The sequence below is a fragment of the Roseburia sp. AM16-25 genome, from assembly GCF_003473825.1.
Classification (GTDB): domain Bacteria; phylum Bacillota; class Clostridia; order Lachnospirales; family Lachnospiraceae; genus Pararoseburia; species Pararoseburia lenta.
Window position 1 is genome coordinate 46,385 of record NZ_QUCW01000003.1, and the last position, 25,866, is coordinate 72,250.

Here is a 25,866-nt window from a genome sequence, read left to right on the forward strand (position 1 = left end):
AGAAAAAATGAAATCAGTATTGGTAATAGGTCTTGGCAATTTTGGGATGTTGATTGTGAAACAAATTCATGAATTGGGACATCAAGTAATGGCGATAGATAAAAACGAGAGCAGAGTAAATGAGGCGTTGCCATATGTAACAAATGCGTTGATAGGAGATAGTACAAATGCTAACTTTTTGGAATCTTTAGGAATTAATAATTACGATGTATGTATTGAAACTATTGGAAGTGATTTTCAAAGTTCTCTAGAAACAACATCGTTATTAAAAGAACTTGGTGGAAAGATGGTTGTTTCAAGGGCAAATCGTGAAGTTCAGGAAAAATTTCTTTTACGAAATGGCGCGGATGAAGTGGTGAATCCGGAGAAACAAATTGCAAAGTGGACAGCAATAAGGTATACATCAAATTACATTTTGGACTATGTAAAGCTAGATGATAATTATGCGATTTTCGAAGTGGAACTGCCAGATGCCTGGATTGGAAAGAATATACAAGAAGTCAATCTCAGACAGAGATATGGGATTAATATTATGGCAATTAAGGAGAAGGGGAGTATGAAATTGGCTATATCGCCAGACGATATTTTGAACGAGGGACAAACACTTCTTGTGGTTGGCGAACATAAAGCAATTCAAAAATGTTTTCACATATGAAATGAGGCGATTTGATTGGAAAATATCATAGTAGTATTGGTAATTATGGCAGTCTTTGTTTTTGGATATTATGTGATGAGGGCTGTAGATCGTTTTCTATTAGAAAATGAGAGAAGAATGACAAAAGAAATGGAAAAAAGGAAGCCAGTGGTCGTTCGTTTATCTGGAAATATGTCACTTGAGGAGATTGACAAGGAAATTGACAAGTTTAGAAAGGATCATATAAATTTTGAGATTATCTTAATAGAAAAAAGTGGTATGATGTAAGAAAAAATTGGAGCATAAACTGAATGAGTCAAAATGATAGTATAGTAAGAGAAAAACAGCAACATATCTTGGTATGTCTGTCATCGTCACCTTCTAACAAAAGGATTATTGATGAAGCGGCAAATCTTGCAAATGCATTTCATGCAGAATTTACAGCTTTATATGTATCAAATGTAAGGCAGAATTCACTCAATGAGGTGGATCGGGAGAGATTACAAAATAACATAAGATATGCAGAGGATAAAGGAGCGGAAATTACGACTGTTATTGGGGAAAATATCTCATTTCAGATAGCGGAATTTGCCAGAATCTCTGGTGTCACAAAAATTGTGATTGGTAGAAGCAACACAAAAAAATTTTATTTTTGGGAGAAGCAGACTTTAACCGAGCAACTCATTATGACTGCTCCTAATGTAGACATCTATATTATCCCGGATTCAAAAATGGACATAAAGGAAAACCGAAAGATAAGACTGACGGAGTATATTATACCAACCAAAAAGGATATTTTGATTACCGTAACACTGTTGCTGGTTACGACAGTGTTGGGATTGTGTTTTAGTCGTAGCGGATTTACAGAGGCTAACATTATTACGGTGTATATCTTTGGGGTTTTGCTTAATGCTGTCTTAACAAAAAGTCATTTTTGCAGCTTAATTAGTTCGTTGTGTAGTGTACTTCTTTTTAATTATATTTTTACGGAGCCGAGATATACCTTTCATGCATATGAACCAGGATATTATGTGACGTTTATTATCATGCTACTTGCCGCATTACTCACAGGCTCATTGGCATATCGCCTGAAAGACAGCGCAAGAGAGTCTGCTCGCGCTGCTTATCGGACAAAAGTATTATTTGACACAAATCAACTTCTACAGAAAAGTAGAACGTATGATGATGTATTACAGGTAATGGCAAACCAAGTGGTTCTATTATTGGACAAAGATATCGTTATTTATCCCGTTAAAAATGGAAGGATTGATAAAGGTTATATTTATGAAAAAGAAGTATATGGAAACAGTGCTATATATATGGATGATTCAGAAGATGAAGTGGTGCAGTGGGTGTTGAAAAATAAAAAGAGAGCAGGTGCTACAACAGAAAAATTTTCAGAAGCCAAACATTTATATCTGGCAGTTCGGAACAATGACATTGTATATGGAATCCTAGGGATTTTAGTGGAACATGAATCGCTGAGTTCTTTTGAATATAGCGTGTTGTTATCAATTTTGGGTGAATGTGCATTGGCTTTCGTAAATCTTGATAATGAGAAAGCTAAGGAAGAGGCATCCATGATTGCCCGTAAGGAAAAGCTCAGAGCAAATCTTTTGCGTACGATATCACATGATTTAAGAACGCCTCTTACCTCTATATCAGGTAATGCATGTAACTTGTGTAACCATTATGAAATGTTAGATAATGAAACCAGGAAACAAATATTTTCGGATATATATGACGATTCGGAATGGTTGATACAACTTGTAGAAAATCTTTTATCTGTCACTCGCATTGAAAATGGTGAAATGAAATTGAATCAATCAATAGAGATTATGGATGATGTCATAGACGAGGCACTAAAACACATTGATAGAAATAAGGTGGAGCATGATATAGAAGTTTGTCGTCCAGAGGAGTTGATTATTGCTAATATCGATGCGAAGTTGATTATGCAGGTTGTTATAAATATTGTGAATAATGCAATAAAATATACACAAGCAGGTTCGATTATTAAGATTGCATATGGAAATAAAAATGACATGGTTTATGTTAATATATCAGATAATGGACCAGGAATGGATGATACAATAAAGGAACATGTATTTGATATGTTCTATACGGGACAAAATAAAATTGCTGATAGTAAGAGAAGCATGGGCCTGGGACTTGCATTGTGTAAATCTGTAGTAGAGGCACATGGTGGAAGTATAGAAGTAAAAGATAATATTCCATTTGGCTGTATATTTACTTTTTACTTAAAAAAAGGAGAGGTAATAATAAATGAATAAGTTTCAGATACTTGTAGTTGAAGATGATTCTCCTATTAGAAATTTAATTGCAACTACCTTGAAAACACATAATTATAAATATTTGCTGGCGCAAAATGGAGAAGAAGCTATTATACAGGCATCAACGCATGATCCTGATGTGGTCTTTTTGGATTTGGGGCTCCCTGATATGGATGGAGTTGAAATTATAAAAAAGATTCGGGAATGGTCAAATATGCCTATTATTGTTATTAGCGCAAGGAGTGAAGATGAAGATAAAATAGAGGCTTTAGATGCAGGAGCAGATGATTATCTTACAAAACCATTTTCTGTCGAAGAGTTGTTGGCAAGACTAAGAGTTATGCAACGCAGAATTGCGTTACTTCAAGTAGACAATAATGTAAACAAAAGTTCAATATATACGAATGGAAAGCTTAAAATTGATTATGTGGCAGGATGTGCATACAAAGATGATGAAGAATTAAAGCTTACGCCGATAGAATATAAATTGTTATGTATTCTTGCAAAAAATACAGGGAAAGTACTTACACACAAATATATAACGCAGAAAATTTGGGGAAGTGCATGGGATAGCAATGTTGCGTCTCTTAGAGTATTCATGGCAACTTTGAGAAAAAAACTGGGAAATGATTCAAATTCTTATATTCAGACCCACGTAGGGATTGGATATCGCATGTTGAAGGTTGAAACTAATATAGAAGATGAAATGTTACCATAATAAAAAGGCGGGAGCAAATGTGCTCTCGCCTTTTTGTCATTTCTTATTTGGTTACGGTTACGTTCATAACGATTGGATTATGATCAGAGTTCTTAAATCCAAGATCTCTTGTCTCAACTGTGTTGATGGTAAGATTATCAGAAACGATAAATCCATCGATCATGTAATACTGGAATACGCTTGGATCACTGTCGTTGCCGGCAAGTGGACGATCCAGAGAGCGGCAGGACGGTGTGGAGTTGTCGGTTACAAAAGTCAGATTGTCGTCAAATTCATCGACATCAATGACACCTGGTGTCCACATATCTTCGCTGACAAGCGGATAAGCGCTGTTGTCATAGTTTGAGAATGCCTGGTTGAAATCACCACCGGCAATGACATAGTTGCCCTTTTCTGCTTCTTCCTGTAAGAGTTCGCGCAACTGCTTGGTCTGTGCAGCCTTGCCTTCGCCATCGTCATAGGCCTCCAGGTGCAGGTTGACCAGCACCAGTTCTTTGTCACTGCCCTCAATGGCAACGCGATCGACCATGAGACAACGCTTGAGGTTGCCGAGGCGGATCGGGTACTTGAACGGACATGGCAGAGAGATACGCTGGGAATCATCTACGCTAAAAGCAGATAAAGTGGAGATACCACAATCGACCTTGCCAATGGTAGGAAGCGGATAAGGAACGTAGGCTACCTTGTAGTTTCTGGCAAAGGTAGAATTGTAACCATCCAGAGAAGAAGTGATCTTTTCTAATTCATCAATGCCGTAAGATCTCTTGGAATCACGATCGACCTCCTGTAAAAAGACAACATCGGCATTCTCCTTCTGGATCTGTGCCACAACAGCATCGATATTGTCATTGACCTGTGACTCGGTGCAGGAGCGGACGTGTTCACCGCCATCCATAAAGAAATCAGCGTTTTCGCCAAGTCCGGCATAGCCCATATTCCATGTCATAATGGTAAAGTCATCACCTGCGGCGAGTGTCTCGGAAGAAGATCCGTCAATGTCCAGAGACTCGGTATCCTTCGGCTTGTACTCCGTGATGGTCAGATACCCGATAAAAAGAATGACTGCGGCTACCAAGACCAAAAGAATGATGAGGATGGTCTTAAGAACCTTTTTGAGTGTTTTGTTCATGTAAAATACCCCCTATTGATAAATGTAAGAAGATGCCCTCCCCAGAGCATCTCGACCTTGCTCTATTTTAGCATAAAAAGAGAGGCAATAGAACCATTGATCCTTGGAAACTTTACATAAATTTTATATAAGAAATTTGTTTAAATTGATAGGAAAAAGCAGAAACGATAGCGGCCTACACCGAAAAACGCTTAATGAGCGATGTGGAGATCTGCAATTTGACGGTATGACTGGCAGGATCTTCCATCTGGCGGATCAACTGGTCGACGGCGGTCTGACCCATGAAACGTCTTGGAATATCAATGGTCGTCAGTGAAGGATCTAAAATACGTCCCTCGGAAATATTGTCAAATCCGATAATGGCCATATCATCCGGGATCTTGTATCCACGCAGTTTGAGAGCCTTGATGGCGCCGATGGCGATCAGATCATTGTCCGCAAAATAGCATTTGGCAAGCGGTGTGCCACTGTCAATGATCTCCAGCATATCCGAAAAGGCACCCTCGATGGATGGGGCTAATTCATGGGAAAGGGACTTGCTGACGGACATGCCGTGTTCGCGCACTGCCTTTTGAAAACCGGTCTTGCGTTCGGAAAAATTGGCAATCGAATAGGAGGAGCAAAGGTGACCGGGCTGTTCGTTGCAACGGTCGATCAGATAGCCGGTGGCAAGGTAAGCCCCCTGCACGTTGTTGATAAGGACGCTGCTACAGTCGATGGCATCGAAACTGGCGTCCAAAAGCACCATAGGCAGGGATGCTTCGAGAAAGCGACGGCAGATGCCTGCTGAGAGTTCGGTGCCGAGCAGGATCATGCCGACACAACCGCAAATGCGCAGTTCCTCCACAACCTGTGTCAGGTCATCCGTATTTTCATAGACCTGCAAAGTTTTCAGACCATAGCCCTTATGGCGGCACTCTGCTTCGATCCCTTCCGTCAGTTCGGAAAAGATAGGCGTGTAATTTAGGATGGCGTTGTGGGCGCGGTAAATGATGCAGTAGATATCCCCCGAATGATTTTTCTTTAATTGCAGTCGGCTAAAGTCATAGCCGGCTTTTTCTGCCTCTGCGATAATGCGTTTGCGCATCTCGGTAGAAACGCCCGGTTTTCCATTCAAAGCCATTGAAACGGCGGTAGCCGAGATATTTAATTTTTCAGCCAGTTCTTTTCCTGTGATCCCCATATATTTTACCTTCTTTGATCGATTTCATAAATAAAGTAAAAATAAAGTTATATTTACTTTATTTTACGTTTCAATAAAGAAAGAGACAAGGTATTTTATAGAAAAAGTCGTAAATCGGAGGAAAGGAGCATTTTTATGGATCATATTAAATTGGGTTACGCGCCGACCAGACGCAGTATTTTCAGTGCACCGGACGCGATCAAGTACCGGGGACTGACCGCACAGAGTCTGACAGAACTTGGCGTAGATTTTGTAGATATCACGGACATCAATGAGGAGGGGCTTCTTTATAATGATGCCGATATGCTTAAGATCGCTGAAAAGTTTAAGGCAGAAAAAATAGATGGTCTGTTTTTACCACACTGCAATTTTGGGACGGAATACGAATGTGCAAGGCTGGCAAAGGAACTGGGGGTGCCGGTTCTTTTATGGGGACCATTGGATGAGCGCCCGGAGCCGGATGGTACACGACTTCGGGATACCCAGTGCGGGCTATTTGCAACCGGAAAGGTATTAAGACGCTTTGGCGTGCCATTTACCTACATGACAAATTGCCGTCTGGAAGATCCGGTATTTGAGCGCGGACTTCGTGACTTTATGGCGGTCTGCAACGTAGTCAAGACCTTCCGCCATATCCGTATCTTACAGATTTCGACCAGACCTTTTGATTTCTGGTCGACCATGTGTAATGAAGGCGAACTTCTGGAAAAATTCAATATCCAACTGGCACCCATTCCTATGGGCGAATTGGTGGACGAAGTCAGGAAAAATCTGAGAAATGTCGCCGAGACACAAGAAGTCATGACTTATTGCAGAGCCAATATGAATATTGCCATCAAGGACGATGAACTGGAAAAAGTGGCAGCCATGAAGGTAGCCATGAAACATCTTGCAGAAAAATATGGCTGCAATGCCATTGCTATCCAGTGTTGGAATCAGTTGCAGACGGAACTTGGGATCATGCCATGTGCGGCAAGTGCGCTTTTAAACGAAGAGGGTATTCCGACGGTCTGTGAGACGGACATTCACGGAGCCATTACAGCACTTCTGGTAGAGGCAGCAGGCATGGGGCAGGTGCGGTCTTTCTTTGCGGATTGGACCATCCGTCATCCGGATTGTCCGAACGGAGAACTCTTGCAGCACTGTGGACCATGGCCGATCTCTGTGGCAGGCGAAAAGCCGACCATTACCTATCCTTTGGCATTTGACCATCCGGGAAGTATTACCGCGGAGGCAAAACACGGAGATGTCTCACTGGTGCGTTTTGACGGAGATCTGGGGCAGTATTCTTTGTTACTTGGACATGCCAAGGGCATTGACGGACCAAAGGGTATGGGTACCTATCTTTGGGTAGAGGTGGATAACATCAAGCGTCTGGAAGCAAAACTGGTGGAAGGACCATATATCCATCACTGCGTGGGTATTCATAAGGATGTTGTTCCGGTGCTTTATGAAGCATGCAAATACATTGGCGTCAAACCGGATCTGTACGATCCAATCGAGGAAGAAGTCAAAGCCTACTTGCGTGGGGAATGAAAGAAGGGCAGGGAAATGAAAAATAAAGAATTAAAAAAACTCGCCTATGAACTGCGTCAGGATACTGTGGATATCATTATGGCAGGGGGCGGCGGTCATATCGGCGGCGATATGTCTATTATGGAAATTCTGGTGGAACTTTACTTTGACCAGATGAATATTTCTCCGGAAAACCAGAACGACCCGGATCGGGATCTCTTTGTCCTTAGCAAAGGACATTCGGTGGAAGCCTATTACAGTGTTCTGGCAAAAAAGGGATTTTTCCCTTTACAGGAGGTAAAAGATCAGTTTTCTAAATTCGGCTCCCCATATATCGGACATCCCAACAACAAATTGCCGGGAATTGAGATGAATTCCGGTTCTCTGGGACATGGGCTTCCGGTCTGTGTCGGCATGGCTTTGGCAGGGAAACGTGATGGCAGAGACTACCGCGTTTACACGGTCATGGGTGACGGAGAACTGGCAGAGGGCTCCATCTGGGAAGCAGCCATGGCGGCACACCAGTATCATCTGGACAATCTTTGTGCAGTCATCGACCGTAATCACTTGCAGATCTCCGGTAATACGGAAGATGTCATGGGTCATGAAAACCTGCATGACCGTTTCGCAAGTTTCGGCTGGCATGTCATAGATGTTTCCGATGGAAATGATATTGATGCTTTGCAAAAGGCATTTATAGAAGCAAAAAATACCAAGAACCAGCCGACGGTCATCATTGCCAATACCATTAAGGGCAAGGGGTCGCCGGTCATGGAAAATAAGGCATCCTGGCATCATCATGTGCCGAGTCAGGAAGAATATGCGACGATCATGGCAGATCTAAAAAAGAGAGAGGAGGCGGTTTAAATGACAGCAGATAAGAATACTGTGGCAAATCGAAAGGTCATTTGCAATGTATTGTTAGAACATGCAAAAATGGATAAGCAGATCACGGTGCTTTGCAGTGATTCCAGAGGCTCTGCTTCCATGACACCTTTTGCGGATGCCTACCCGGACCAGTTTGTGGAGATGGGGATCGCGGAGCAGGATCTGGTTTCGGTGGCAGCCGGCATGGCGCACTGTGGAAAGAAGCCTTACGCTTTTTCGCCTGCCTGCTTTCTTTCTACCAGATCCTATGAGCAGTGCAAGATCGATGTGGCATATTCCCATACCAACGTAAAACTCATTGGGATCAGTGGAGGCATTTCCTATGGCGCGCTTGGCATGAGTCATCATTCTGTGCAGGACATTGCCGCTATGAGTGCTATCCCGGGGATGCGCGTCTATCTGCCGAGCGACCGTTTCCAGACAAAAAAACTTATGGAGCATCTGTTACAGGATAAAGAACCGGCTTATGTTCGTGTAGGGAGAAATCCGGTTGGGGATATTTACGATGAGAAAAATTGCCCCTTTACCATGGATCAGGCTGTGATTTTACAAAAGGGAAGCGATGTGACCCTGATCGCCTGTGGTGAAATGGTAAAAAAAGCAGTGGATGCAGCAGAAATCCTTGCAAAAGAGGGTATCAGTGCAAGTGTCATTGATATGTACTGTGTGAAACCGCTGGATAAAAAGGCAGTCGTTGAGGCGGCACAGAATACAAAACTTGTAGTTACCGTGGAAGAACATGCGCCATTTGGCGGGCTTGGATCTATGGTGAGCCAGGTGGTTGCTGCGGAATGCCCAAAGAAAGTCATCAACATTGCCTTGCCGGATGCACCTGTCATTACCGGTAACTCCCAAGAGGTATTTTCCTACTATGGCATGGATGGCGAAGGTATTGCAAAGACAGCAAGACAGGCACTTTTTGCTGAGTAAAGAGGGAATAGCATGGCGGAGAAAAAATATGTATTGGCAATCGATCAGAGTACACAGGGAACCAAAGGTATTCTGTTTGATGCAGAAGGGCAATTGATCTGTCGGCGTGATGTTGCGCATGAGCAGATCGTAAATGAAAAAGGCTGGGTTTCCCATGATCTCGATGAGATTTATCGAAATACGCTTCAGGTCGTGCAAGATGTGGTGACAGAGGCTGGCATTGCAAAAGAAGAAATAGCCTGTCTTGGCATCAGCAACCAGCGTGAAACATCAGCTGCGTGGGATCGCAAGACAAAAGAGCCGCTGGCGAAAGCAATCGTCTGGCAATGTTCGCGTGCGGAGGATATTTGTAAACGAATAGAAAATAACGTTATTCTGGATACCAAGCAGGAGCAGAAGGCATCCGGTGGTGTCGGCGAAGCCATTCGACAAAAGACCGGCATGCAGTTATCTCCTTATTTTCCGGCGGCAAAATATGCATGGCTGCAGGAAAATGAGCCGGAGGTAGCGCGTGCCAAACAGGAAAATCGTCTTTGTCTGGGTACGATCGACTCTTGGCTGGTATTTAAACTGACAAAAGGAGAAGCCTTTGCAACCGATGTATCAAATGCATCACGCACACAACTTTTTAACATCACGGATTTAAAGTGGGATGAAGAGATATGCGGTTGGTTTTCCGTGGATGCCAAAACACTTCCGGAAGTAAGAGACAGCAATGCTTTTTATGGCAAGACGGACTTTGAAGGATTTTTTGCGGAGCCGATCCCGATTCTGGGAGTGATCGGTGATTCGCAGGGAGCCTTATATGGGCAGAATTGTCGGGAAAAGGGATTGGTAAAAGCGACATATGGGACGGGTTCTTCTGTCATGATGCATGCGGGAGATAAGCCGATCGTCTTGGATAATGGTATGGTAACATCGATCGCCTGGGGCGTGGATGGAAAGGTATCTTATGTTTTGGAAGGCAATATCAATTATGCCGGGGCAACGGTCAGTTGGTTAAAGGACAATCTGGGGATAATCACAAGTGCAGGTGAGACAGAGGCGATGGCATTTGCTGCAAATCCGACCGATGAGACATATCTCATCCCGGCGTTCAGCGGTCTGGGCGCACCTTATTGGAAAGCAGATGCTAAGGCGATGCTATATGGCATGAGCCGTACAACCGGAAAAAATGAGATCGTGTGTGCGGCATTGGAATCCATCGCTTATCAGATTGCAGACATTGTGGAAGGAATGCAGTATGATAAAGGTATGTCAAAGTCAGTGCTTCGGGTCGATGGAGGAGCCACAGAGAATGCCTATCTCATGCAGTTTCAGAGCGATATTTTGCAGAAAAAGGTGGAAGTATCTTCCTGTCAGGAGGCATCGGCTTATGGAGCAGCACTTTTGTCAGGAGAAAAAGCCGAAATTTATGATGACAAGGTGCTTTCTGATTTAAGAGCGTGCCAGGTTTATGAGCCTAAAATGCCGGAAAGCAAGCGACAGGAAAAATGGCAGGGCTGGCGCAATGCCATGGAGAAAATCTTGCGTTAAAAAGTAGTGTGGTAAATGTGTATATGAATGAATTTCAAAAGGAGGATGAGACAATGAAACAATTTGAAATGTATGAACTGACCATCAAAGGAGAGGAGCCACAGGGCTCGCAGGCTCTGGTAGATGTGACGGCAGAATTTACCTGCGGCGGTCAGACTACCAAGGTCAAGGGCTTTTATGCCGGGGATGGAAACTACAAGGTGCGCTTTTACCCAAGTCTGGCAGGCACTTATACCTATCGTGTGAGCGGTCTGATGCAGGCAGAGGGCAGTCTGGTATGTCTGCCGAATGAGGATAAAAAGGCCGGTATCGTGCGTGCCGAGGGGACACATTTTGTCTATGATGGCGGTGGGCTGTTCAAACCATTTGGAACGACCATTTATGCTTTGAGTCATCAGGAAGAAGAAAGAATCGCACAGACCATGGAAACTTTATCGACTGCACCATTTAACAAGGTGCGCCACTGCGTATTCCCGAAGCATTATGATTACAACCACAATGATCCGGAATTATATGCATTTGAAAAGGATGCCGATGGCAAGTGGGATGTCAACCGTCCTTGTTTTGCTTTCTGGGAGCATCTGGAAAAACAGATCTTTGCGCTGGCAGACATGGGGATCCAGTCAGACCTGATCCTTTTTCATCCATATGATAAATGGGGCTTCTCTCATATGACCATGGAGGAAAATCTCATCTATCTGGATTACCTGCTCCGTCGTTTTGCAGCCATTCCGCAGATCTGGTGGTCTATGGCAAATGAGTATGATCTTGTTATGGATCGGACGATGGAAGACTGGTACGATATAGAGTCCTTTATTGTGGAAAATGATCCATACCATCATTTACTCAGCAACCATAACTGTTTTGGATTCTATGATTTCTCCAGAGAGAATATTACCCACCAGTGCGTGCAGACCATCCTGGTACAAAAGGCGGCTGATTGGATGAAGGAATTTGAAAAACCGCTCTGCTATGACGAGTGCTGTTATGAGGGAAACCTGCCTTTGACCTGGGGCAATATTTCCGGCTGGGAAATGGCAAACCGTTTTTGGATGGCTGTCTGTCAAGGGGCATATGCAACACATGGTGAAGTATTCTTATCCGATGATGAAGTGCTCTGGTGGGCAAAGGGTGGTGTCCTCAAGGGAGAAAGCCCAAAGCGTATTGCCTATCTGAAGGAGATCGTAGATGCCATTCCGGGAGCAATCGAGCCGTGGCAGGAATATCATGATTTTGATATTCAGGCATACATGGAAAAACATCATCTGGAGAGCATGGAAGAATTACAGAATAGTCCCCTGATAAGTCGATTTATGAATCCGAATGAGGTTGATGACATTGTTTCTAAGATGAAAGACTACAATGCCTTTGGTCACGTGGGTGAGGATTATTACATCGGTTACTATGGCAGACATTGTAATGGTATTGCCCCATGGAAACTGCCGGAAGACCATCAGTATAAGATAGAGATTATCGATATGTGGAATATGACGCGCGATGTAACTATGACCGGCGTCAGTGGAAGATTTGACGTTAAAATGCCGGGCAAAGAAGGTATCGCAGTTCTGGCAAGCAGAATAGATTAGCATATCCTGCATAGCATAAAGAAGATCGCTTAAGCCTGTAAAAACAAGCCTAAGCGATCTTTTTATTGGTAGTTTTCTTTTCTTTCTTTCGCTTGTTTTGCAGTATCCATAACATAGGAAAAAGCATCCTCTTCGCAGTGTTTTTCGATAATTCCTATGGAGTACAAAAAAACGTGACAAAGTGCTTCCTCCATGTGAGGGATGGGGAGCGTGACGTTTGAACCGGAAAAAGAGTAATAATGGGCAATGGCATTGTAGACGGAAGCATAGATCTCAGCTTCCAGTTCCAGGTTGCGCTCCGGATTTTGTCTGGTCTGGTTGCTTGGGGCGCAAAGATAGCGTTCCCGGAAAAGTTGGGAAACAAACTGATCCATATCTACTTTATCTGTTTTGATCTTATTGAGTGCATAAATGAGATCCTTATGTTCCTGATAGAACTGAAAAAACAGGCGGGCAGGAAGATCGGAAAATTCTTGGAACTGACTGGTGCCTGCCCATTCCTTTCCGATATCTGTATAAGATTCTTTTAGAAGTTTCAGAAAATCTTCTTTATATTTTTTAAATAATTGCTCTGCAATGTCGTATTTATCACGATAATGCGCGTAAAAGGTATTGCGGCTGACAAGTGCCTCATCCAAAATCTCCTGTACTGTCAGTTTTTCAAAAGAACCTTGATTGACCAATTTGATAAATGCATTCATGATGGCGCGGTCTGTGCGCCGGTATTGTAAGCCTTTTTCCATTTTATTCCTCCTAAAATCACATGAATTTCTTCTCAAACCATGTTGTTCATTCAGTGCCGAATTTTTCGTATATTATAACACGAACCGAACACAATGTATAGTTGTGGGATGATATATCATGTATGTATGGTGATGGGACAGCATCGTGATAGTGTACATTTGTTTTTGGCGCAGAGCATGCAACAATATGACCAAAGAAAAAGGAGGAGGTAGGCAAAAATTGTATGAGACAAAGGCAAAAGAGATAGTAAAAACGTTGACTCTGGAAGAAAAAGCGTCACTGACATCCGGGGCAGAGATGTTTGCAACTAGCTGTTTAGAGGAAAAGGGGATTGCGTCCGTTTTCATGTCGGATGGACCGCACGGACTGCGTAAGCAGGAAGGAAAGCAGGATTTCATGGGGAAAAACGAGAGTGTGACGGCGACCTGTTTTCCGGCAGCCTGCTGTGTGGCGAGTTCTTTTGATGTGGAAGTAGCAGAGAAACTGGGGCGGGGACTTGCAAAAAATTGTCAGGCAGAGTCTGTTGATGTGCTCTTAGGACCGGGCATCAATATCAAGAGAAGTCCTTTGTGTGGTCGAAATTTTGAATATTTTTCAGAAGACCCTTATCTGGCTGGCAGTATGGGATCTGCCTATGTCAAAGCCTTACAGGCAGAAGGAATCGGCGCATCCCTTAAGCATTATGTGGCGAACAATCAGGAGACACGAAGAAGAACCAGCAATAGCAAGGTATCTGAGCGCGCCATGCGTGAGATTTATCTGTCCGCTTTTGAAAAGGTTGTCAAAGAGGCAAAGCCTTGGACGGTCATGGCTTCCTATAACAAGGTAGAGGGCACCTATCTGACAGAAAACCGAAAATATCTTGTCGATATCTTGCGCAAAGAGTGGGGATTTGATGGTATGGTGGTCAGTGACTGGGCGGCTGTGCATGACCGGATTGCTGCTGTCAAAGGGGGCTGCGCGCTGACTATGCCGGGAGATTCTCTGCACGATCATGTCATTGTGGATGCGGTCAAAAGCGGGGCATTAGAGGAAAGACTTTTGGACGAGGCCTGTGAGCAGATCGTTGCGCTGTCACTGAAAGCGCAGGCAAACCGTAAAAAAACTTCCTATGACATGGAAGAAGGACACAGACTTGCAGTAGAACTGGCAAAGGAGTCTCTTGTCCTTTTGAAAAACGAAGGAGATCTTCTTCCGTTGGATGCGGATAAGAAAGTGCTTGTAGTTGGTGCCTTTGCAGAGAAAGCAAGATATCAAGGGGCAGGGTCGTCCCATGTAAATGCCTATAAAGTGCCAACTTTACAGGAAGTCGTTGGAAATTGTCCAAATGTTTCTTTTGTGGAAGGTTTTGGTATGGAAGATTCCTACGATGAAAAAAAGGCGCAGGAAGCCGTAAATGCAGCAAAGAAGGCGGATGTTGTTGTGGTTATGGCGGGATTGCCGCCGATCATGGAGTCCGAGGGGTTTGACCGTTATACCATGAAACTCCCAAGATGTCAGAATCGTCTGATTACAGAACTTGCATCTGTGCAGAAAAACATAACGGTGGTATTGGAAAACGGCGGTGTCGTGGAGATGCCATGGGCAGATGAAGTCCCGGCTATCGTAGAAGCCTATTTGGCGGGAGAAGGAGTAAATGAGGCTATCTGGTCAGTCCTTACCGGTCAGACCAATCCGTCAGGGCATCTGGCAGAATCTTTCCCACTGTGTTATGAAGACTCTTCTGCATATCTGACCTGGCCGGGCGAGGGAAATGAGGTGACCTATGGTGAGGACATCTTTGTTGGGTATCGCAATTACAGCAGCCGGAAGCAGAGAGTGAGATTCCCATTTGGACACGGATTGTCATACACGACATTTTCCTATCGTGATCTGTTTGTGGAAAGGAATCGTTATGTAGCCGGACAAACGCTGGAGGCTAGGGTTACAGTGGAAAATACTGGAAAACGTGCCGGAAAGGCTTTGGTGCAGCTGTATGTCGGTTGTAAAAAGGGCGCGACGGCTATCAACCGGCCTGTGCGTGAACTTCGTCGCTTTGAAAAGGTTAGTTTACAGCCGGGTGAGAGTAAGACCGTGATATTTACCTTGGATCAGAGATGTTTTTCTTATTGGGATGAGGGCGCGCATGCTTTCCGTGTTCCGGGCGGAGATTATACGATCGAGATCTGTCAGGATGCAGCGACAGTCTTGTTGCAGCAGGAGATCACGGTAGAAGATGAGTACATAGCAAGTGGACAAAAGTATGATCTGATGACACCGATCGTGGATGTGCAGAAACATCCGCTGGGCAAGGAATTTATGGAAGAAGTTCAGCCGATGATCGATGCTGTTATCGCCAGAATGGATATGGGAAAAGCGTCAGCGCAGATGCCGTATGCAGAGGAAATGCCAAAAGAATTAGGACTTTTGTCGGAACCATTACAGACGATAAAACGAATGTTGCCAATGCTTCCCGAGGAACGTTGGGAAAACTTATTTCAAGAAATGAACGAAGAGTAGGAGGAAAAGTATGAGAGGGTTAAAAGAGAAAATGAAAATGCAGGATGCCAGTGTGACGGATGGGGTCCAATACCGTAAGGCATCTTTATTTGACATGATTGCCAGTGTGGCAACAAATGGAGGTCAGATGTGTTTTTACATCCTGATCATGTATGCGAGTTATATAGGAACGGAAGGGTATGGGATTGCTGTCGCAACTGTCGGAGTCATCCTATCCATCACTAAGGTCTTTGATGGAGTTACAGATGCATTGGCGGCAGCACTGATAGAGAAGATGCCGGGCACGCATGGAAAGATAAGGATCTGTGTTGCCGCAGGATTTATCATTGAATCGCTTGCCGTGCTTTGCCTGTACAACTGGTGTGTAGGTAAATTTAGCGGTATTGCCGGAATTGTCGTGTTTACGATTACCTATGTGATGTACACGCTGGGCTATACTTTGTGTTCTACAGCTGCAGCAGTCGGACCGACCATCCTTACAAACGATCCACATCAGCGGCCAATGATGGGTTTTATTGGTACTGTTTACAGTTATATTACACCGATGGTATTCAATACGGTAATTGCATTTGCAATTTTGCCAAAATATGATAACCAGTACAACGCAGCAATGCTCAAAAATTCTTGTTTCTTCTTTGTGGCTTTTGCAGGAGTTTTGACCCTTCTTGCTATCATTGGTCTGCGTCATGCGGATGTAAAGGAATCTTATGAATCTATTGGCAGCAAGAAAAAGGACGACAAGATCAAGTGGAGCGACATGTGGCATGTACTTCGTGACAATCGACCGGCGCAGATGTATATTGTTTCCTGTGCAACGGACAAACTGGCGCAGACCGCAGCAAGTCAGTCTATCATTCTTACTTTGTTAAATGGTATTCTGATCGGCAGTTACAAGACAACGACCATGATCAATAATTTTACTATGATTGTAGGTATTGCATTTGCCTTCCTGGGCGGTATGTATGTATCCAAGCATGGTGTTAAGAAGTCAACTACTTTCTGGTCATGGGTTTCCATTGGCGTTGCTGCTATGACTTGTGGTTTCTGTATTATTTTAGGAAAAGATGGTATGAGTCAGATTTCTGTGGCTGTTGTTCCAACAGTTATTTATTGTATCTTTATGTTGGCAACGACTGCAACGCGTATGATTTTGACGACCACAGCAGGTGCCATGCGTTCGGATGTTGTTGACTATGAGTTGGAGCGTTCCGGAAAGTATATGCCGGCAGTGGTAGGTGGTGTCTATTCTTTTATTGATAAGTTGATGGCAGCACTTGCTACGACCATTGCGACCCTTTGTGTGGCAGCCATCGGTTATAAGAATACCATGCCGCAGATGGGCGATAAGGCTACAAGTGGTGTTTTCTGGATGGCAATGTTTCTAAGTTTTGGACTTCCGATTATCGGTTGGTTGTGTAATATCGTTGCCATGAAGTTCTATGAACTGGACAAAGACCGTATGGTTCAGGTACAGAAGAATATTGCAGAAATGAAAGAGCAGTAAAGTAGTTATGCCTTTGTGCGCTAAAACCACAGTGACAAAGACAATAATAATTGACTTTTCATCTGTCTGAGATCCGGCTTGTTCTGGGTGGCAACAGACTGCATAAAAGATAGGCAGGCATCTGTGGCAAAGGAGAGAAAGTCCGAATTATCACGCGAAAGAGCGCAGACTTCCGGCGGCAGAGTCTCTTGCAGATATTGCAAGAAAGGCTCTGCCGGCAGGATCTCTGTTACCGGATCGGCAGGATAGATGTAGAGCCCAAGGGTCATGACCAGACGAAAATCCTCCCGGCGGCAGATCATGTCGTCAAGAATCAGGGAAATATACTCCAAAGCCAGATCTTCTGGCTTTTTTTGTGTGGGAAAAAGATCCGGGAACCGGAATAAGGTGCCGGTGGTTGTCTGGTAAAGGTCTTCAATGATCGCAATACTATTCTTATAATATTTATACAATGTGACCGTAGATACATCCAGCGTCTGTGCCAATCCCTGCATAGAGAATGAAAAAAGTCCCTGATCCAGTATCATCCGGCGTGCCGTTTCTAAGATTTCACTGCGCCGTTTCTGGCGCATCTGTTCAAAATAAGCAGTTTGATCCATATATAATATCCCCTTTTAACTTTTGGAAAATGTTTGATTTTGTATAAAATTACTACAATGCTACATTAGTATAACACGTTACTTGTGAAAAAAACAAATATATCTTGCAACACAGTGTAAAACGAGTTAATATAATGTTAATTCATTTTATAAAACGAAAAGGAGAAGATAATGGACGTAGAGAAAATCGTATTGAATGGGGAAAGAAATGTGACGCTGACAGCATACACACAGCCGGTGGAAGGAGAATTTAATCATATCAGTAAGCGGCCTGCTGTGTTGATTTTGCCGGGCGGGGGCTATTCTATGTGTTCTGACAGAGAGGCAGATCCGGTAGCCTTTCCTTATCTTGAGGCAGGCTATCAGGCTTTTATCCTGCGCTATTCGGTGGGAGAGGATTCTGTCTGGCCGAATCCATTAGATGATTATGAGCAGGCCATGGCTTTGATTGAGGAGCGGGCAGATGAGTGGAAAGTCCTGACGGATAAGATCGTGGTAATCGGGTTCTCCGCCGGTGGACATCTGGCGGCCAGTGCGGCAACGATGAGTCAGCATCGTCCATATGCGGCGATTCTGGGCTATCCCGTTATTGAAGGAGATTGTGCTAAGATTTATGAGAAGACGGCACCGGATGTTATTGCAGCCGTGGATGATAATACCTGTCCTTGCTTTGTGTTTGCAACGAGAACAGACAATGTGGTACCGGTTAAGAATACTATTCATTTGCTTGATGCGCTGGAGAAGCATGAGATCATGTTTGAAAGTCATATTTATTCCCATGGAGCGCATGGCTATAGCGTATGTAATACATCGGTAGTTCCAAATCCGGAGGAATACTGCAATCGCGTGCCACACTGGGTGGCAGATTCGATTGAGTGGCTTAAGGATATTATGGGAGATTTTGCGAATGGGCAGATGAAGCAGCCACGTTTTTCAAAAAGTATCAATGGAAATCGTGAGCCATTCTTAAATGTTGACTGTACCATGGCCTATTTGTCCGGAAAGCCGGAAGCGATGAAGATCATTGAGCCAATTATGCATATGAGTGCAGGACAAGGTCAGGAGCAGGCAGCCCAGGTAGATGGAGCAGCCATGATGGAGGCGTTAAAACTTATGACCCTGCGACATTTGTTATCCTATGCTGTTACTTATGCGGGAATGTCGCAAGATTTGATCGATCAGGTGGATGAGCAATTGCGTCAGATTCCGAACAAGTAAAGATCAGTATTGTATGATTAAGGTGGAGATACCACACAAATAGAGTCAGATGGAGGTAGGAAATGAAACTTGCAAAAGTATTTTCAAATGGGATGGTTTTACAGAGACAAAAACCAGTATATATCTGGGGAGAGAGTCAGCCAAATCAGATGGTAAGGGCTGAGATTCAGGGAAAGAGCGCTGAGGTAATGGCAGATGAAACAGGTCATTTTTGCCTGAAAATCGAGCCCCTCGAGGCTTCTGCGTCAGAGATGCTGCAGGTGAGTGATGGGATAGAGACAATGACTCTGGAAGATATAGCAATCGGTGAGGTTTACATTGCCGGCGGACAGTCTAATATGGAATTCCCTCTGCGCTATGAAAAATATCATGAGCAGGTCATGGGGCTGGATGATCATGAGTTGCGCTTTTTTGATGTACCAAAGAAGTTTTATGAGGAACAGGATAGCGACTTTGATTACAGTGCAGTAGGCAGATGGCGCAGAGCCACATCCGAGGAGAATCTGGGATATTTTTCTGCGGTTGCTTTTTACTTTGCCAAGGAGATCAGAGAAAAGGTCGGCGTTCCGGTCGGTATTATAGGATGCAACTGGGGCGGTACCTACAGTTGTGCATGGATGGACCAGGATACTGTGGAACGTGTAGGAAAACCATGGATGGAAAAGTGGGAAAAGTCAGTGGAAGGCAAGGATATGGAGCAGTTCTGGGCGGAGAGGAAGGCAGATCCGCAGAGCGATGCAGGAAAGCCTTGCCTGAGTCCTTTTGATCAGGTGGTTCTTCCGAGAACACCATCCATGGAAGAAATCGGAAAAGCCATGATGGATATGGCACAAAAGGGGCTGGAAAGTATGTCACCTGAGGCACTGGCAGAGCAGAAAAAGGCATTGGGACTCGATGAGAATGCATCGCTGCAGGAGATGATGGCAAAAACAATGGAAGCCTATCGTATAGAATATGTAGACGCCAGAACTATGCCGGGAATTTTATATGAGCATATGGTAAAGCAGATTGCCCCATTTTCTGCACGTGGGGTACTTTGGTATCAGGGCGAGAGCGATGATGTGCCGGGCTTGCAGTCGCTTTATACCGATATGATGAAGGGACTGGTCAGTGATTGGCGCAAATTATGGAAGGACGAAGCACTTCCGTTTTTTGAGGTGCAGTTGCCGGGCTGGAGAGACTGGATGATGCAGACCAATCTGGATTATGCGACAATCCGTCGCTGTCAGGAAGAAGCAGCAAAAACAGTCGATGGCCTATATATGGCATCTATTGCTGATGTCGGCGAAGAACATGATATTCATCCGAAAGATAAGCGCACGGTGGGACATCGCTTGGCGCTTTTGGCAAGAAAATATCTATATGGAGAGGATATCCTCTGCGAGGCACCGAGACCGGAAGGGATAAAACGTGAGGGTGATACGATCCGTATAAAGATGGCATATGCAAAAGAAGGGCTTGAGATCGCAGGAGATTCCATCAATGCCTTGTCAGTGCTTGAGAATGGCAGAGAAATTTCTTATCAGGCTTTGGTAGACGGAGACAGTCTGGTTTTGAGATTGGAAGAAATGACAGAGGGTTCTTTACAGATTCGTTTTGCAAGAGATGCCTGGTATCAGGTGAATTTGTTTAATGCAGCAGGAATTCCTGCTATTCCGTTTGAAACGCGTTGTTAAGAAGTTGTGGCTGTAAGAAAGTCCGGGATGACCGTAAGAAAAAAGGTTATCCCGGACTTTTTAGCACATTTTTGATATTTAGGAAGTCTGAAGACTTACTGAAAACTTGTAGCGCCATCCCGCAAACGACTTTCGATATATTCCATGATATAAACATTGTCGTCAGGCATCTGGCAGCCAACGATGTAGGTGCCATCGTGATCGGAACAGCGAATGATCCGTCCGTCTAACACGTTGTGGGATGCCAGTGCAAAGTCATTGATCGTGATGGTAAGGGATTGTCCCTTGGCATCGGTAAAGACCGGATCGCTGGACAGGAAAGCAAAGCCATTGGCACTGATGTTGTCCAGTTTGCCGGAATAGGTCTTTCCGCTGTCAGCCATGGTGATCGTACAGGTGTTGTTGGCATCAATACGCGGATATTTACGGCGATTGTTGATGCGTGGGCGACCTGTGATGTGGATGCTGTAATTGCGGTTGTGGTCGGTATTTGGATCCAGACTTGCCTTGTTCCAGCAATAGAGGACATTGCCGACAACGACCTGAACCTCGCAACCGGTAACCCCATGCAGGCTAAGGATCTCGCTTGTCTTAATAAGGAGTCCGTCCTGTGTCTGCTCTACCAATTCGCCGTGATGCGGCTCAGTCTCTCCCTCTAAGGTAAAGAGAACTTTCATTCCGGCTTCCACATCCTCGATTCCCATAAATCCGCCAAAACCGAGTTCACACATGAGGCTTTCAATGACGGACTCGATGGAATTGATATTGTTGGCACTTTCTTCGTATTTACTGAGCATACGCTTGCTGGTCTCATCGGAGTCATTGATGCAGTTGGTCATATGGCTCATGATGTCAGAAACCTGCTCCATATTCTCTACCAGTTGTGAGTTGGATGTCTCGACCTCACGCATAGCAGAATCGATATCCTGGATATGATCGCCCAACTGGGAAGAATCTTCGTTGATCTTTTTGACATTCTCGCCGGTCTGTGTCACCTTTTCCATGGTCTGCTGGATGAGTTCCAGTGTCTTTTCCATGGAGGTCATCATCTTGGCAGAGGTCTCTTCCAGACGGACCAGAGCATTCTGGATCTGACCGGAAGATGCGCTGGTTTCGGAACTCAACTTGCGGATCTCCTCGGCAACAACGGCAAAACCTTTGCCTGCTTCTCCGGCTCTGGCTGCTTCGATGGAAGCGTTGAGAGCCAACAGGTTGGTCTGGCTGGAAATATTGTCAATGGTACCGGTCTCTTCCTTTACCATCTCAAATTCACTTTTGAAATCATGTAATATATGGTCTACTTCGTTTGATAAGTTGGACATGACTTGCGTTGTCTCGATCAAACTATCCAGGTCGGAAGAACTGCTTTGTGCATGGACACCGGACTCGCGGGTCAGTTCCACCATTTCCTCGATCATGGCGGCAACATGTTGTACCTGTGCATTGATGTCGGTCGTCATATCCATAGAGGAAGTCGTGCGATCCTGCAACTGTGTGTTGTTGCCGGTTAATTCGTTCATGCCCAGCATAACGACATCAGCGCCGTGCTTATTCTCGGAAGCAAGTTCGCGGACAACCGTCACGCCGTCCAAGATAGAGTTGCTGGCAGACTTTACCTTGTCCACTGTGGTAACAACGCGGTGCAGATCTGACTTGATGCTGTCGGTCATAGCTCCGTCTGACTCATTCAGATGCTGGATAGAACGGACATAGCATATATAGCAGAGGATGATGCAGGCAATCTGCAATTGGTAGTTCTTGGTGTCTGCTGCGGAGTTAAAACCGTGCAGATAATGATATGCGCAACTGAAGATGACCATGCCGGTATTGATGATACCGCAGTATTTCATAAATTGTTTGTCTTTATAGAGTACTAAAAGGCTGGTCACCGGAAGGGCATAGGTAAAGGCGATCGGTGACTCTGTAGTACAGATAACAAAGAGATAAAAAATGCCATAACCGATCGCAAGATCATAGCGATAGAGGTCGGTGTCGGCACCCTTTACTTTCATAAGGATCTGACCGGATAAAAATGGCACCCAGCAGAGAAGTAAGAACATCAGATAATAGATCGGTGTGTTCAGACCGTTAGCAACATCAGCACCATAGTTGGCAGTCAGCAAGAGAGAAAAAACAAGCCAGATGTTGCGTGCTCGTCGATTCGCTTTTGCTTTAAAAAGGTTTTCGTCGTATTCCATATATTTATTCTCCTTTGTGGACCAAAAACGTGGAGTTGGCACGGTCTCTGGATCAACTTATACTTATGTATATTTTAATGAATATATGAAATGGATGCAATACCTGACTTGCTATTTTGCCATAGATTTATGAGGGCAGAGACTGCCAGAATGCCAGAGCATCTTCCAGCCATCCTTCTACGGCAAGTCCCTTTCCCAGTCCGAAACTGTGTCCGCCTGCTTTTCCAAATCTGCATTTGTGCGGAATGCCTAATCTTTGACAGGTTTCTTCCATGAGCAGACTGTTGGAAAAGGGGACGGTGCCGTCATCTTCATTTGCCGTCAGATAGACCGGCGGATAAGAGGCATCCATATGATCGACCAGTTGGTATGGCGCCAGGCTTTCCCAGGTAAATTCCGGTCCACCAATGCGGCGCAGAAAATCGCCCATGCCATCGTGCGCCGGGTGACCGGCAGGAAATGCCTGATAGGTGTCAAAAAAGGCATGCATATCAATGGCGGTATAGCCTAAGAAGATCATTTCCGGTTTTGGAAGGCTTGCAGATCTCCAGCCAAGGTTGTCAGAGCCCATTTCCCCGGCAAGGGTCGCTCCGGCAGAAAAACCACCTAAAATATAGTGTCCCTTTTGTACCTGAAAATCACCGGCATGTGCTTCGATAAAACGAATAGCAGTATGCATGTCTTCAATCGCGTTTGGGATGACCGGTTGGTTTTTGGTGCGGTAGTACAAGACAAAGGCAGTGTAACCGTGATGGTTCAGTTCTGCCGCGATCGCCATGCCCTCGATCAAGCCCCACTGCCGGTTAAAACCGCCACCCGGGATGACGACGGCGTATGGCAGATCTGCCTTAGGACCCGGAAAATGTAAAAGATATGATTTGGCTTTGTCCCACTGGCTCAGGCGGGTTTCCTCATCATAGATGGGATAAACATATTTTTTGCCGGAGGCAGCCAGTTCCTCCATACGGTGTAAGGTTGGTACAAAACCGACTTTATCAAAGCCGTAATCCCTTAGCGGGCAATTCCAGTGGTCCGGTGTCATGTCGGTAAAGATGAAGTTGGCAAAGTCGCCGTAAACACCGGATTTGACCAGATCACCGATGGTCATGTCCGGTGTGATCTCATGATATTGCATTGTACGTCACTCCTTTTTCTTATGATCTATTCATGTTTTGGGTTTGCCTTGCGGTAGGCGGATGGTGAGGTTCCCACGACGGATTTAAAGGTCCGGTTAAAATGTGTCAGGGAAGAAAATCCGGTCTGCTCGGCAATCTTGGTAAAATTCAGGTCACTTTCTGTGATCAGGCGCTGGGCGTGCAGGATGCGCAGGGCATTGATGTACTGGACGATGGTGCGGTTGGTGTACTTCTTGAATTCATGGCAGAGATAATATTCGCTCACATAAAATTCAGCCGCGATATCTTGTAAACGCAATTCGTGCTGATAGTTTTTCTCAATATAAGAGATCACCTTTGCCATGCGGCTCTGGGTCTCCGGCTTTGGCGATACCTGGGTGCTGCGCATGATGGTAAGCAGCAGAGTATTGAGCAGATTTTCCATAGCTGTTTCATGCAAAGGATCATCCCTTTCCTGCTCTTTTTGCAGTTCATTTAATAAAAAATGAATGGAGGAGGAGATCTTCTGCTCCGGTTCATACAAGCCGCTTCCATTTTTTAAAAGATCCAGAAGCACCGGGGATGCGACTGCCTCATCTTTAAAATAGAGGACTGTCCGCTTGAAAGATACATCATGATCGGAAAAAGAATAATGCATGATATAAGGTGCAAAGATCATAAAAGAGCCGACCTTGGTCTCATACTGTTGATCCTGCATGACGTGGTGACGCTCGCCTCCCTCTAAAAAATAGAGTTCAAAGTAAGTATGGTAATGGGAATGTGACATATTGTCATTCATGCCCTCCACGCGATGACAGGCAATGGAGGCACCCTGTTCCATTAAGATAGCGGCACGATCGATCATTTTTGACCTCCTTTTTACCCAAATTTTTACCCAAAAACTTGGCATCATCATAAGAAAAATTGTTAGTTTTATCTACAGATCTGTCGCGAAACAACAAGATTTGTAAAAAAATGTCACGCACAAAACAAAAATGGTGTAGTTTTGCTATTGCCATTTTGCTACCATTTTCCCAGAAACGCAAGAGACAAGAAAAAGAAATTGCGATAAAAATAGAGGAGGTGAAAAAAATGGCATTGATGGAAACACATTATTATAGTTTCTCATTAGGAAGCAACATTACATTAAATGTATTTGTTCCAACGCCGGGAAGCAGTGAGGAAATTACAGAAATCAATCATACAGAAAAATATGATTATGAAGCAGGACTTCCTGTACTTTATCTGCTCCATGGTGCCTACGGCGATGCCTTTTCATGGATTCGTTACAGTAACATTGACAGGTATGCACAAGATCGAGGGATTGTTGTTGTTATGGCATCCGCAGAAAATTCTTTTTATCAGGATCTAAAGAGCGGTAAAAAGTATAAGACATTCTTTACAGAGGAATTACCGGTTTTCATACAGAGTGTATTCCCGGTCACAAAGGATCGTGAAAAGACCTATATTGCCGGATTTTCCATGGGAGGATACGGTGCCTGGTATTTAGGCTTAAGCCGACCAGATCTTTATGCAAAAGCAGCAAGTATGTCGGGAGCACTTGATATTGCCGGTTTGTATCAGAGTTCAACCATCCAAGAAAATGAAAACAATCCGTTTTCATGGGAAGATTCTTTTGGTGATCCGAAAAAATTAGCCGGAAGTAACTATGATTTATTTGCACTGTATGATCAGGATGTGGCAAAGGGTTGTGTTCCAAAGCTGTATCAGGCCGTTGGAACAGATGACTTTTTATATCAGTCCAATCTGCATGTAAGAGACACTTTACAGAAGAAAAATGCAGATCTCGTATATAAAGAAGACGCAGGCGGTCATGACTGGACATTTTGGGACAAATATATTCAGGATATTTTAGATTGGCTTTTACAGTAATTTGGAG

General features: G+C 44.4%; 21 protein-coding genes. 14 read left to right on the forward strand and 7 right to left on the reverse strand.

Translation table 11 applies throughout. The features are described from left to right. Positions 1-7 precede the first annotated feature (7 nt). The 4 genes from DW183_RS07680 to DW183_RS07695 are packed head-to-tail and all read left to right on the forward strand — an operon-like array spanning position 8 to position 3,646. Positions 8-655 (forward strand): potassium channel family protein, encoded by a 648-nt coding sequence (locus DW183_RS07680; protein WP_118281417.1) that lies wholly within the window; start codon positions 8-10, stop codon positions 653-655. Positions 656-670: 15 nt separating this feature from the next. Continuing rightward, entirely contained in the window at positions 671-922 is a 252-nt protein-coding gene (locus DW183_RS07685; RefSeq protein ID WP_118281418.1) for a hypothetical protein, read from the forward strand. Positions 923-945: 23 nt separating this feature from the next. Continuing rightward, positions 946-2,928, forward strand: a complete 1,983-nt coding sequence (locus DW183_RS07690; RefSeq protein WP_118281419.1) for a DUF4118 domain-containing protein — start codon at positions 946-948, stop codon at positions 2,926-2,928. Continuing rightward, a complete protein-coding gene (locus DW183_RS07695) occupies positions 2,921-3,646 on the forward strand; it encodes a response regulator transcription factor (protein WP_118281420.1) in 726 nt (241 codons plus the stop codon). The genes DW183_RS07690 and DW183_RS07695 overlap by 8 nt, the downstream gene beginning before the upstream one ends. Positions 3,647-3,689: 43 nt before the next feature. Here the strand turns inward: DW183_RS07695 and DW183_RS07700 are convergent, their stop codons facing one another. Together DW183_RS07700 and DW183_RS07705 are read right to left on the reverse strand one after the other, a co-directional pair. Continuing rightward, entirely contained in the window at positions 3,690-4,775 is a 1,086-nt protein-coding gene (locus tag DW183_RS07700) for an endonuclease/exonuclease/phosphatase family protein (protein ID WP_118281421.1), read from the reverse strand. Positions 4,776-4,950: 175 nt separating this feature from the next. Further along, complete coding sequence (locus DW183_RS07705; protein ID WP_118281422.1) at positions 4,951-5,958, reverse strand: LacI family DNA-binding transcriptional regulator; 1,008 nt, start codon at positions 5,956-5,958, stop codon at positions 4,951-4,953. A 135-nt stretch (positions 5,959-6,093) separates the two neighbouring features. On the opposite strand from DW183_RS07705, the gene DW183_RS07710 reads away from it, so the two are divergent. Genes DW183_RS07710 through DW183_RS07730 form a run of 5 tightly spaced genes read left to right on the forward strand, consistent with a single transcriptional unit; the run spans position 6,094 to position 12,413 of the window. Then, positions 6,094-7,494 carry an L-fucose/L-arabinose isomerase family protein gene (locus tag DW183_RS07710; RefSeq protein WP_118281423.1) on the forward strand — a complete coding sequence of 467 codons (1,401 nt, stop codon included), beginning with the start codon at positions 6,094-6,096 and terminating at the stop codon, positions 7,492-7,494. A gap of 15 nt (positions 7,495-7,509) precedes the next feature. Continuing rightward, entirely contained in the window at positions 7,510-8,340 is an 831-nt protein-coding gene (locus tag DW183_RS07715; protein ID WP_118281424.1) for a transketolase, read from the forward strand. Next, entirely contained in the window at positions 8,341-9,291 is a 951-nt protein-coding gene (locus tag DW183_RS07720) for a transketolase family protein (protein WP_118281425.1), read from the forward strand. It begins immediately after the preceding gene. A gap of 12 nt (positions 9,292-9,303) precedes the next feature. Continuing rightward, on the forward strand, positions 9,304-10,827 hold the full coding sequence (locus DW183_RS07725) for an FGGY-family carbohydrate kinase (RefSeq protein WP_118281426.1): 1,524 nt from the start codon (positions 9,304-9,306) through the stop codon (positions 10,825-10,827). 53 nt (positions 10,828-10,880) lie between these two features. Then, positions 10,881-12,413 carry a DUF5060 domain-containing protein gene (locus tag DW183_RS07730; RefSeq protein WP_158573038.1) on the forward strand — a complete coding sequence of 511 codons (1,533 nt, stop codon included), beginning with the start codon at positions 10,881-10,883 and terminating at the stop codon, positions 12,411-12,413. A 62-nt stretch (positions 12,414-12,475) separates the two neighbouring features. Here DW183_RS07730 and DW183_RS07735 read toward each other — a convergent pair whose 3' ends face one another. After that, positions 12,476-13,156 carry a TetR/AcrR family transcriptional regulator gene (locus tag DW183_RS07735; protein WP_118281428.1) on the reverse strand — a complete coding sequence of 227 codons (681 nt, stop codon included), beginning with the start codon at positions 13,154-13,156 and terminating at the stop codon, positions 12,476-12,478. 220 nt (positions 13,157-13,376) lie between these two features. Here DW183_RS07735 and DW183_RS07740 point away from each other — a divergent pair, with 220 nt between their 5' ends. Further along, on the forward strand, positions 13,377-15,656 hold the full coding sequence (locus DW183_RS07740; protein WP_158573039.1) for a glycoside hydrolase family 3 C-terminal domain-containing protein: 2,280 nt from the start codon (positions 13,377-13,379) through the stop codon (positions 15,654-15,656). 10 nt (positions 15,657-15,666) lie between these two features. Beyond that, positions 15,667-17,160 carry an MFS transporter gene (locus DW183_RS07745; RefSeq protein ID WP_118281430.1) on the forward strand — a complete coding sequence of 498 codons (1,494 nt, stop codon included), beginning with the start codon at positions 15,667-15,669 and terminating at the stop codon, positions 17,158-17,160. Between the two features lie 20 nt (positions 17,161-17,180). Here the strand turns inward: DW183_RS07745 and DW183_RS07750 are convergent, their stop codons facing one another. After that, entirely contained in the window at positions 17,181-17,759 is a 579-nt protein-coding gene (locus DW183_RS07750; protein WP_118281431.1) for a TetR/AcrR family transcriptional regulator, read from the reverse strand. Positions 17,760-17,930: 171 nt separating this feature from the next. On the opposite strand from DW183_RS07750, the gene DW183_RS07755 reads away from it, so the two are divergent. Together DW183_RS07755 and DW183_RS07760 are read left to right on the forward strand one after the other, a co-directional pair. Then, positions 17,931-18,977: an alpha/beta hydrolase gene (locus DW183_RS07755; RefSeq protein ID WP_118281432.1), complete on the forward strand. Its 1,047-nt coding sequence runs from the start codon at positions 17,931-17,933 to the stop codon at positions 18,975-18,977. A 62-nt stretch (positions 18,978-19,039) separates the two neighbouring features. Beyond that, complete coding sequence (locus DW183_RS07760; protein ID WP_118281433.1) at positions 19,040-20,653, forward strand: sialate O-acetylesterase; 1,614 nt, start codon at positions 19,040-19,042, stop codon at positions 20,651-20,653. 95 nt (positions 20,654-20,748) lie between these two features. Here DW183_RS07760 and DW183_RS07765 read toward each other — a convergent pair whose 3' ends face one another. The 3 genes from DW183_RS07765 to DW183_RS07775 form a co-directional block, all read right to left on the reverse strand. Next, entirely contained in the window at positions 20,749-22,851 is a 2,103-nt protein-coding gene (locus tag DW183_RS07765; RefSeq protein ID WP_118281434.1) for a methyl-accepting chemotaxis protein, read from the reverse strand. Between the two features lie 127 nt (positions 22,852-22,978). Continuing rightward, positions 22,979-23,986 (reverse strand): alpha/beta hydrolase, encoded by a 1,008-nt coding sequence (locus DW183_RS07770; protein ID WP_118281435.1) that lies wholly within the window; start codon positions 23,984-23,986, stop codon positions 22,979-22,981. 26 nt (positions 23,987-24,012) lie between these two features. After that, positions 24,013-24,831 carry a helix-turn-helix transcriptional regulator gene (locus tag DW183_RS07775; RefSeq protein WP_118281436.1) on the reverse strand — a complete coding sequence of 273 codons (819 nt, stop codon included), beginning with the start codon at positions 24,829-24,831 and terminating at the stop codon, positions 24,013-24,015. Positions 24,832-25,058: 227 nt separating this feature from the next. Between DW183_RS07775 and DW183_RS07780 the strand changes: the two genes are divergently transcribed. Beyond that, complete coding sequence (locus DW183_RS07780) at positions 25,059-25,859, forward strand: alpha/beta hydrolase (RefSeq protein ID WP_118281437.1); 801 nt, start codon at positions 25,059-25,061, stop codon at positions 25,857-25,859. The last annotated feature ends 7 nt before the right edge of the window (positions 25,860-25,866 follow it).

What these genes read in the sequence shown, in the direction of transcription:
- DW183_RS07680 (WP_118281417.1), top strand. Translation starts at nt 8, where the DNA reads ATGAAATCAGTATTGGTAATAGGTCTTGGCAATTTTGGGATGTTGATT.
- DW183_RS07690 (WP_118281419.1), top strand. Translation starts at nt 946, where the DNA reads ATGAGTCAAAATGATAGTATAGTAAGAGAAAAACAGCAACATATCTTG.
- DW183_RS07695 (WP_118281420.1), top strand. Translation starts at nt 2,921, where the DNA reads ATGAATAAGTTTCAGATACTTGTAGTTGAAGATGATTCTCCTATTAGA.
- DW183_RS07700 (WP_118281421.1), bottom strand. Translation starts at nt 4,775, where the DNA reads ATGAACAAAACACTCAAAAAGGTTCTTAAGACCATCCTCATCATTCTT.
- DW183_RS07705 (WP_118281422.1), bottom strand. Translation starts at nt 5,958, where the DNA reads ATGGGGATCACAGGAAAAGAACTGGCTGAAAAATTAAATATCTCGGCT.
- DW183_RS07710 (WP_118281423.1), top strand. Translation starts at nt 6,094, where the DNA reads ATGGATCATATTAAATTGGGTTACGCGCCGACCAGACGCAGTATTTTC.
- DW183_RS07715 (WP_118281424.1), top strand. Translation starts at nt 7,510, where the DNA reads ATGAAAAATAAAGAATTAAAAAAACTCGCCTATGAACTGCGTCAGGAT.
- DW183_RS07720 (WP_118281425.1), top strand. Translation starts at nt 8,341, where the DNA reads ATGACAGCAGATAAGAATACTGTGGCAAATCGAAAGGTCATTTGCAAT.
- DW183_RS07725 (WP_118281426.1), top strand. Translation starts at nt 9,304, where the DNA reads ATGGCGGAGAAAAAATATGTATTGGCAATCGATCAGAGTACACAGGGA.
- DW183_RS07730 (WP_158573038.1), top strand. Translation starts at nt 10,881, where the DNA reads ATGAAACAATTTGAAATGTATGAACTGACCATCAAAGGAGAGGAGCCA.
- DW183_RS07735 (WP_118281428.1), bottom strand. Translation starts at nt 13,156, where the DNA reads ATGGAAAAAGGCTTACAATACCGGCGCACAGACCGCGCCATCATGAAT.
- DW183_RS07745 (WP_118281430.1), top strand. Translation starts at nt 15,667, where the DNA reads ATGAGAGGGTTAAAAGAGAAAATGAAAATGCAGGATGCCAGTGTGACG.
- DW183_RS07750 (WP_118281431.1), bottom strand. Translation starts at nt 17,759, where the DNA reads ATGGATCAAACTGCTTATTTTGAACAGATGCGCCAGAAACGGCGCAGT.
- DW183_RS07755 (WP_118281432.1), top strand. Translation starts at nt 17,931, where the DNA reads ATGGACGTAGAGAAAATCGTATTGAATGGGGAAAGAAATGTGACGCTG.
- DW183_RS07760 (WP_118281433.1), top strand. Translation starts at nt 19,040, where the DNA reads ATGAAACTTGCAAAAGTATTTTCAAATGGGATGGTTTTACAGAGACAA.
- DW183_RS07765 (WP_118281434.1), bottom strand. Translation starts at nt 22,851, where the DNA reads ATGGAATACGACGAAAACCTTTTTAAAGCAAAAGCGAATCGACGAGCA.
- DW183_RS07770 (WP_118281435.1), bottom strand. Translation starts at nt 23,986, where the DNA reads ATGCAATATCATGAGATCACACCGGACATGACCATCGGTGATCTGGTC.
- DW183_RS07775 (WP_118281436.1), bottom strand. Translation starts at nt 24,831, where the DNA reads ATGATCGATCGTGCCGCTATCTTAATGGAACAGGGTGCCTCCATTGCC.
- DW183_RS07780 (WP_118281437.1), top strand. Translation starts at nt 25,059, where the DNA reads ATGGCATTGATGGAAACACATTATTATAGTTTCTCATTAGGAAGCAAC.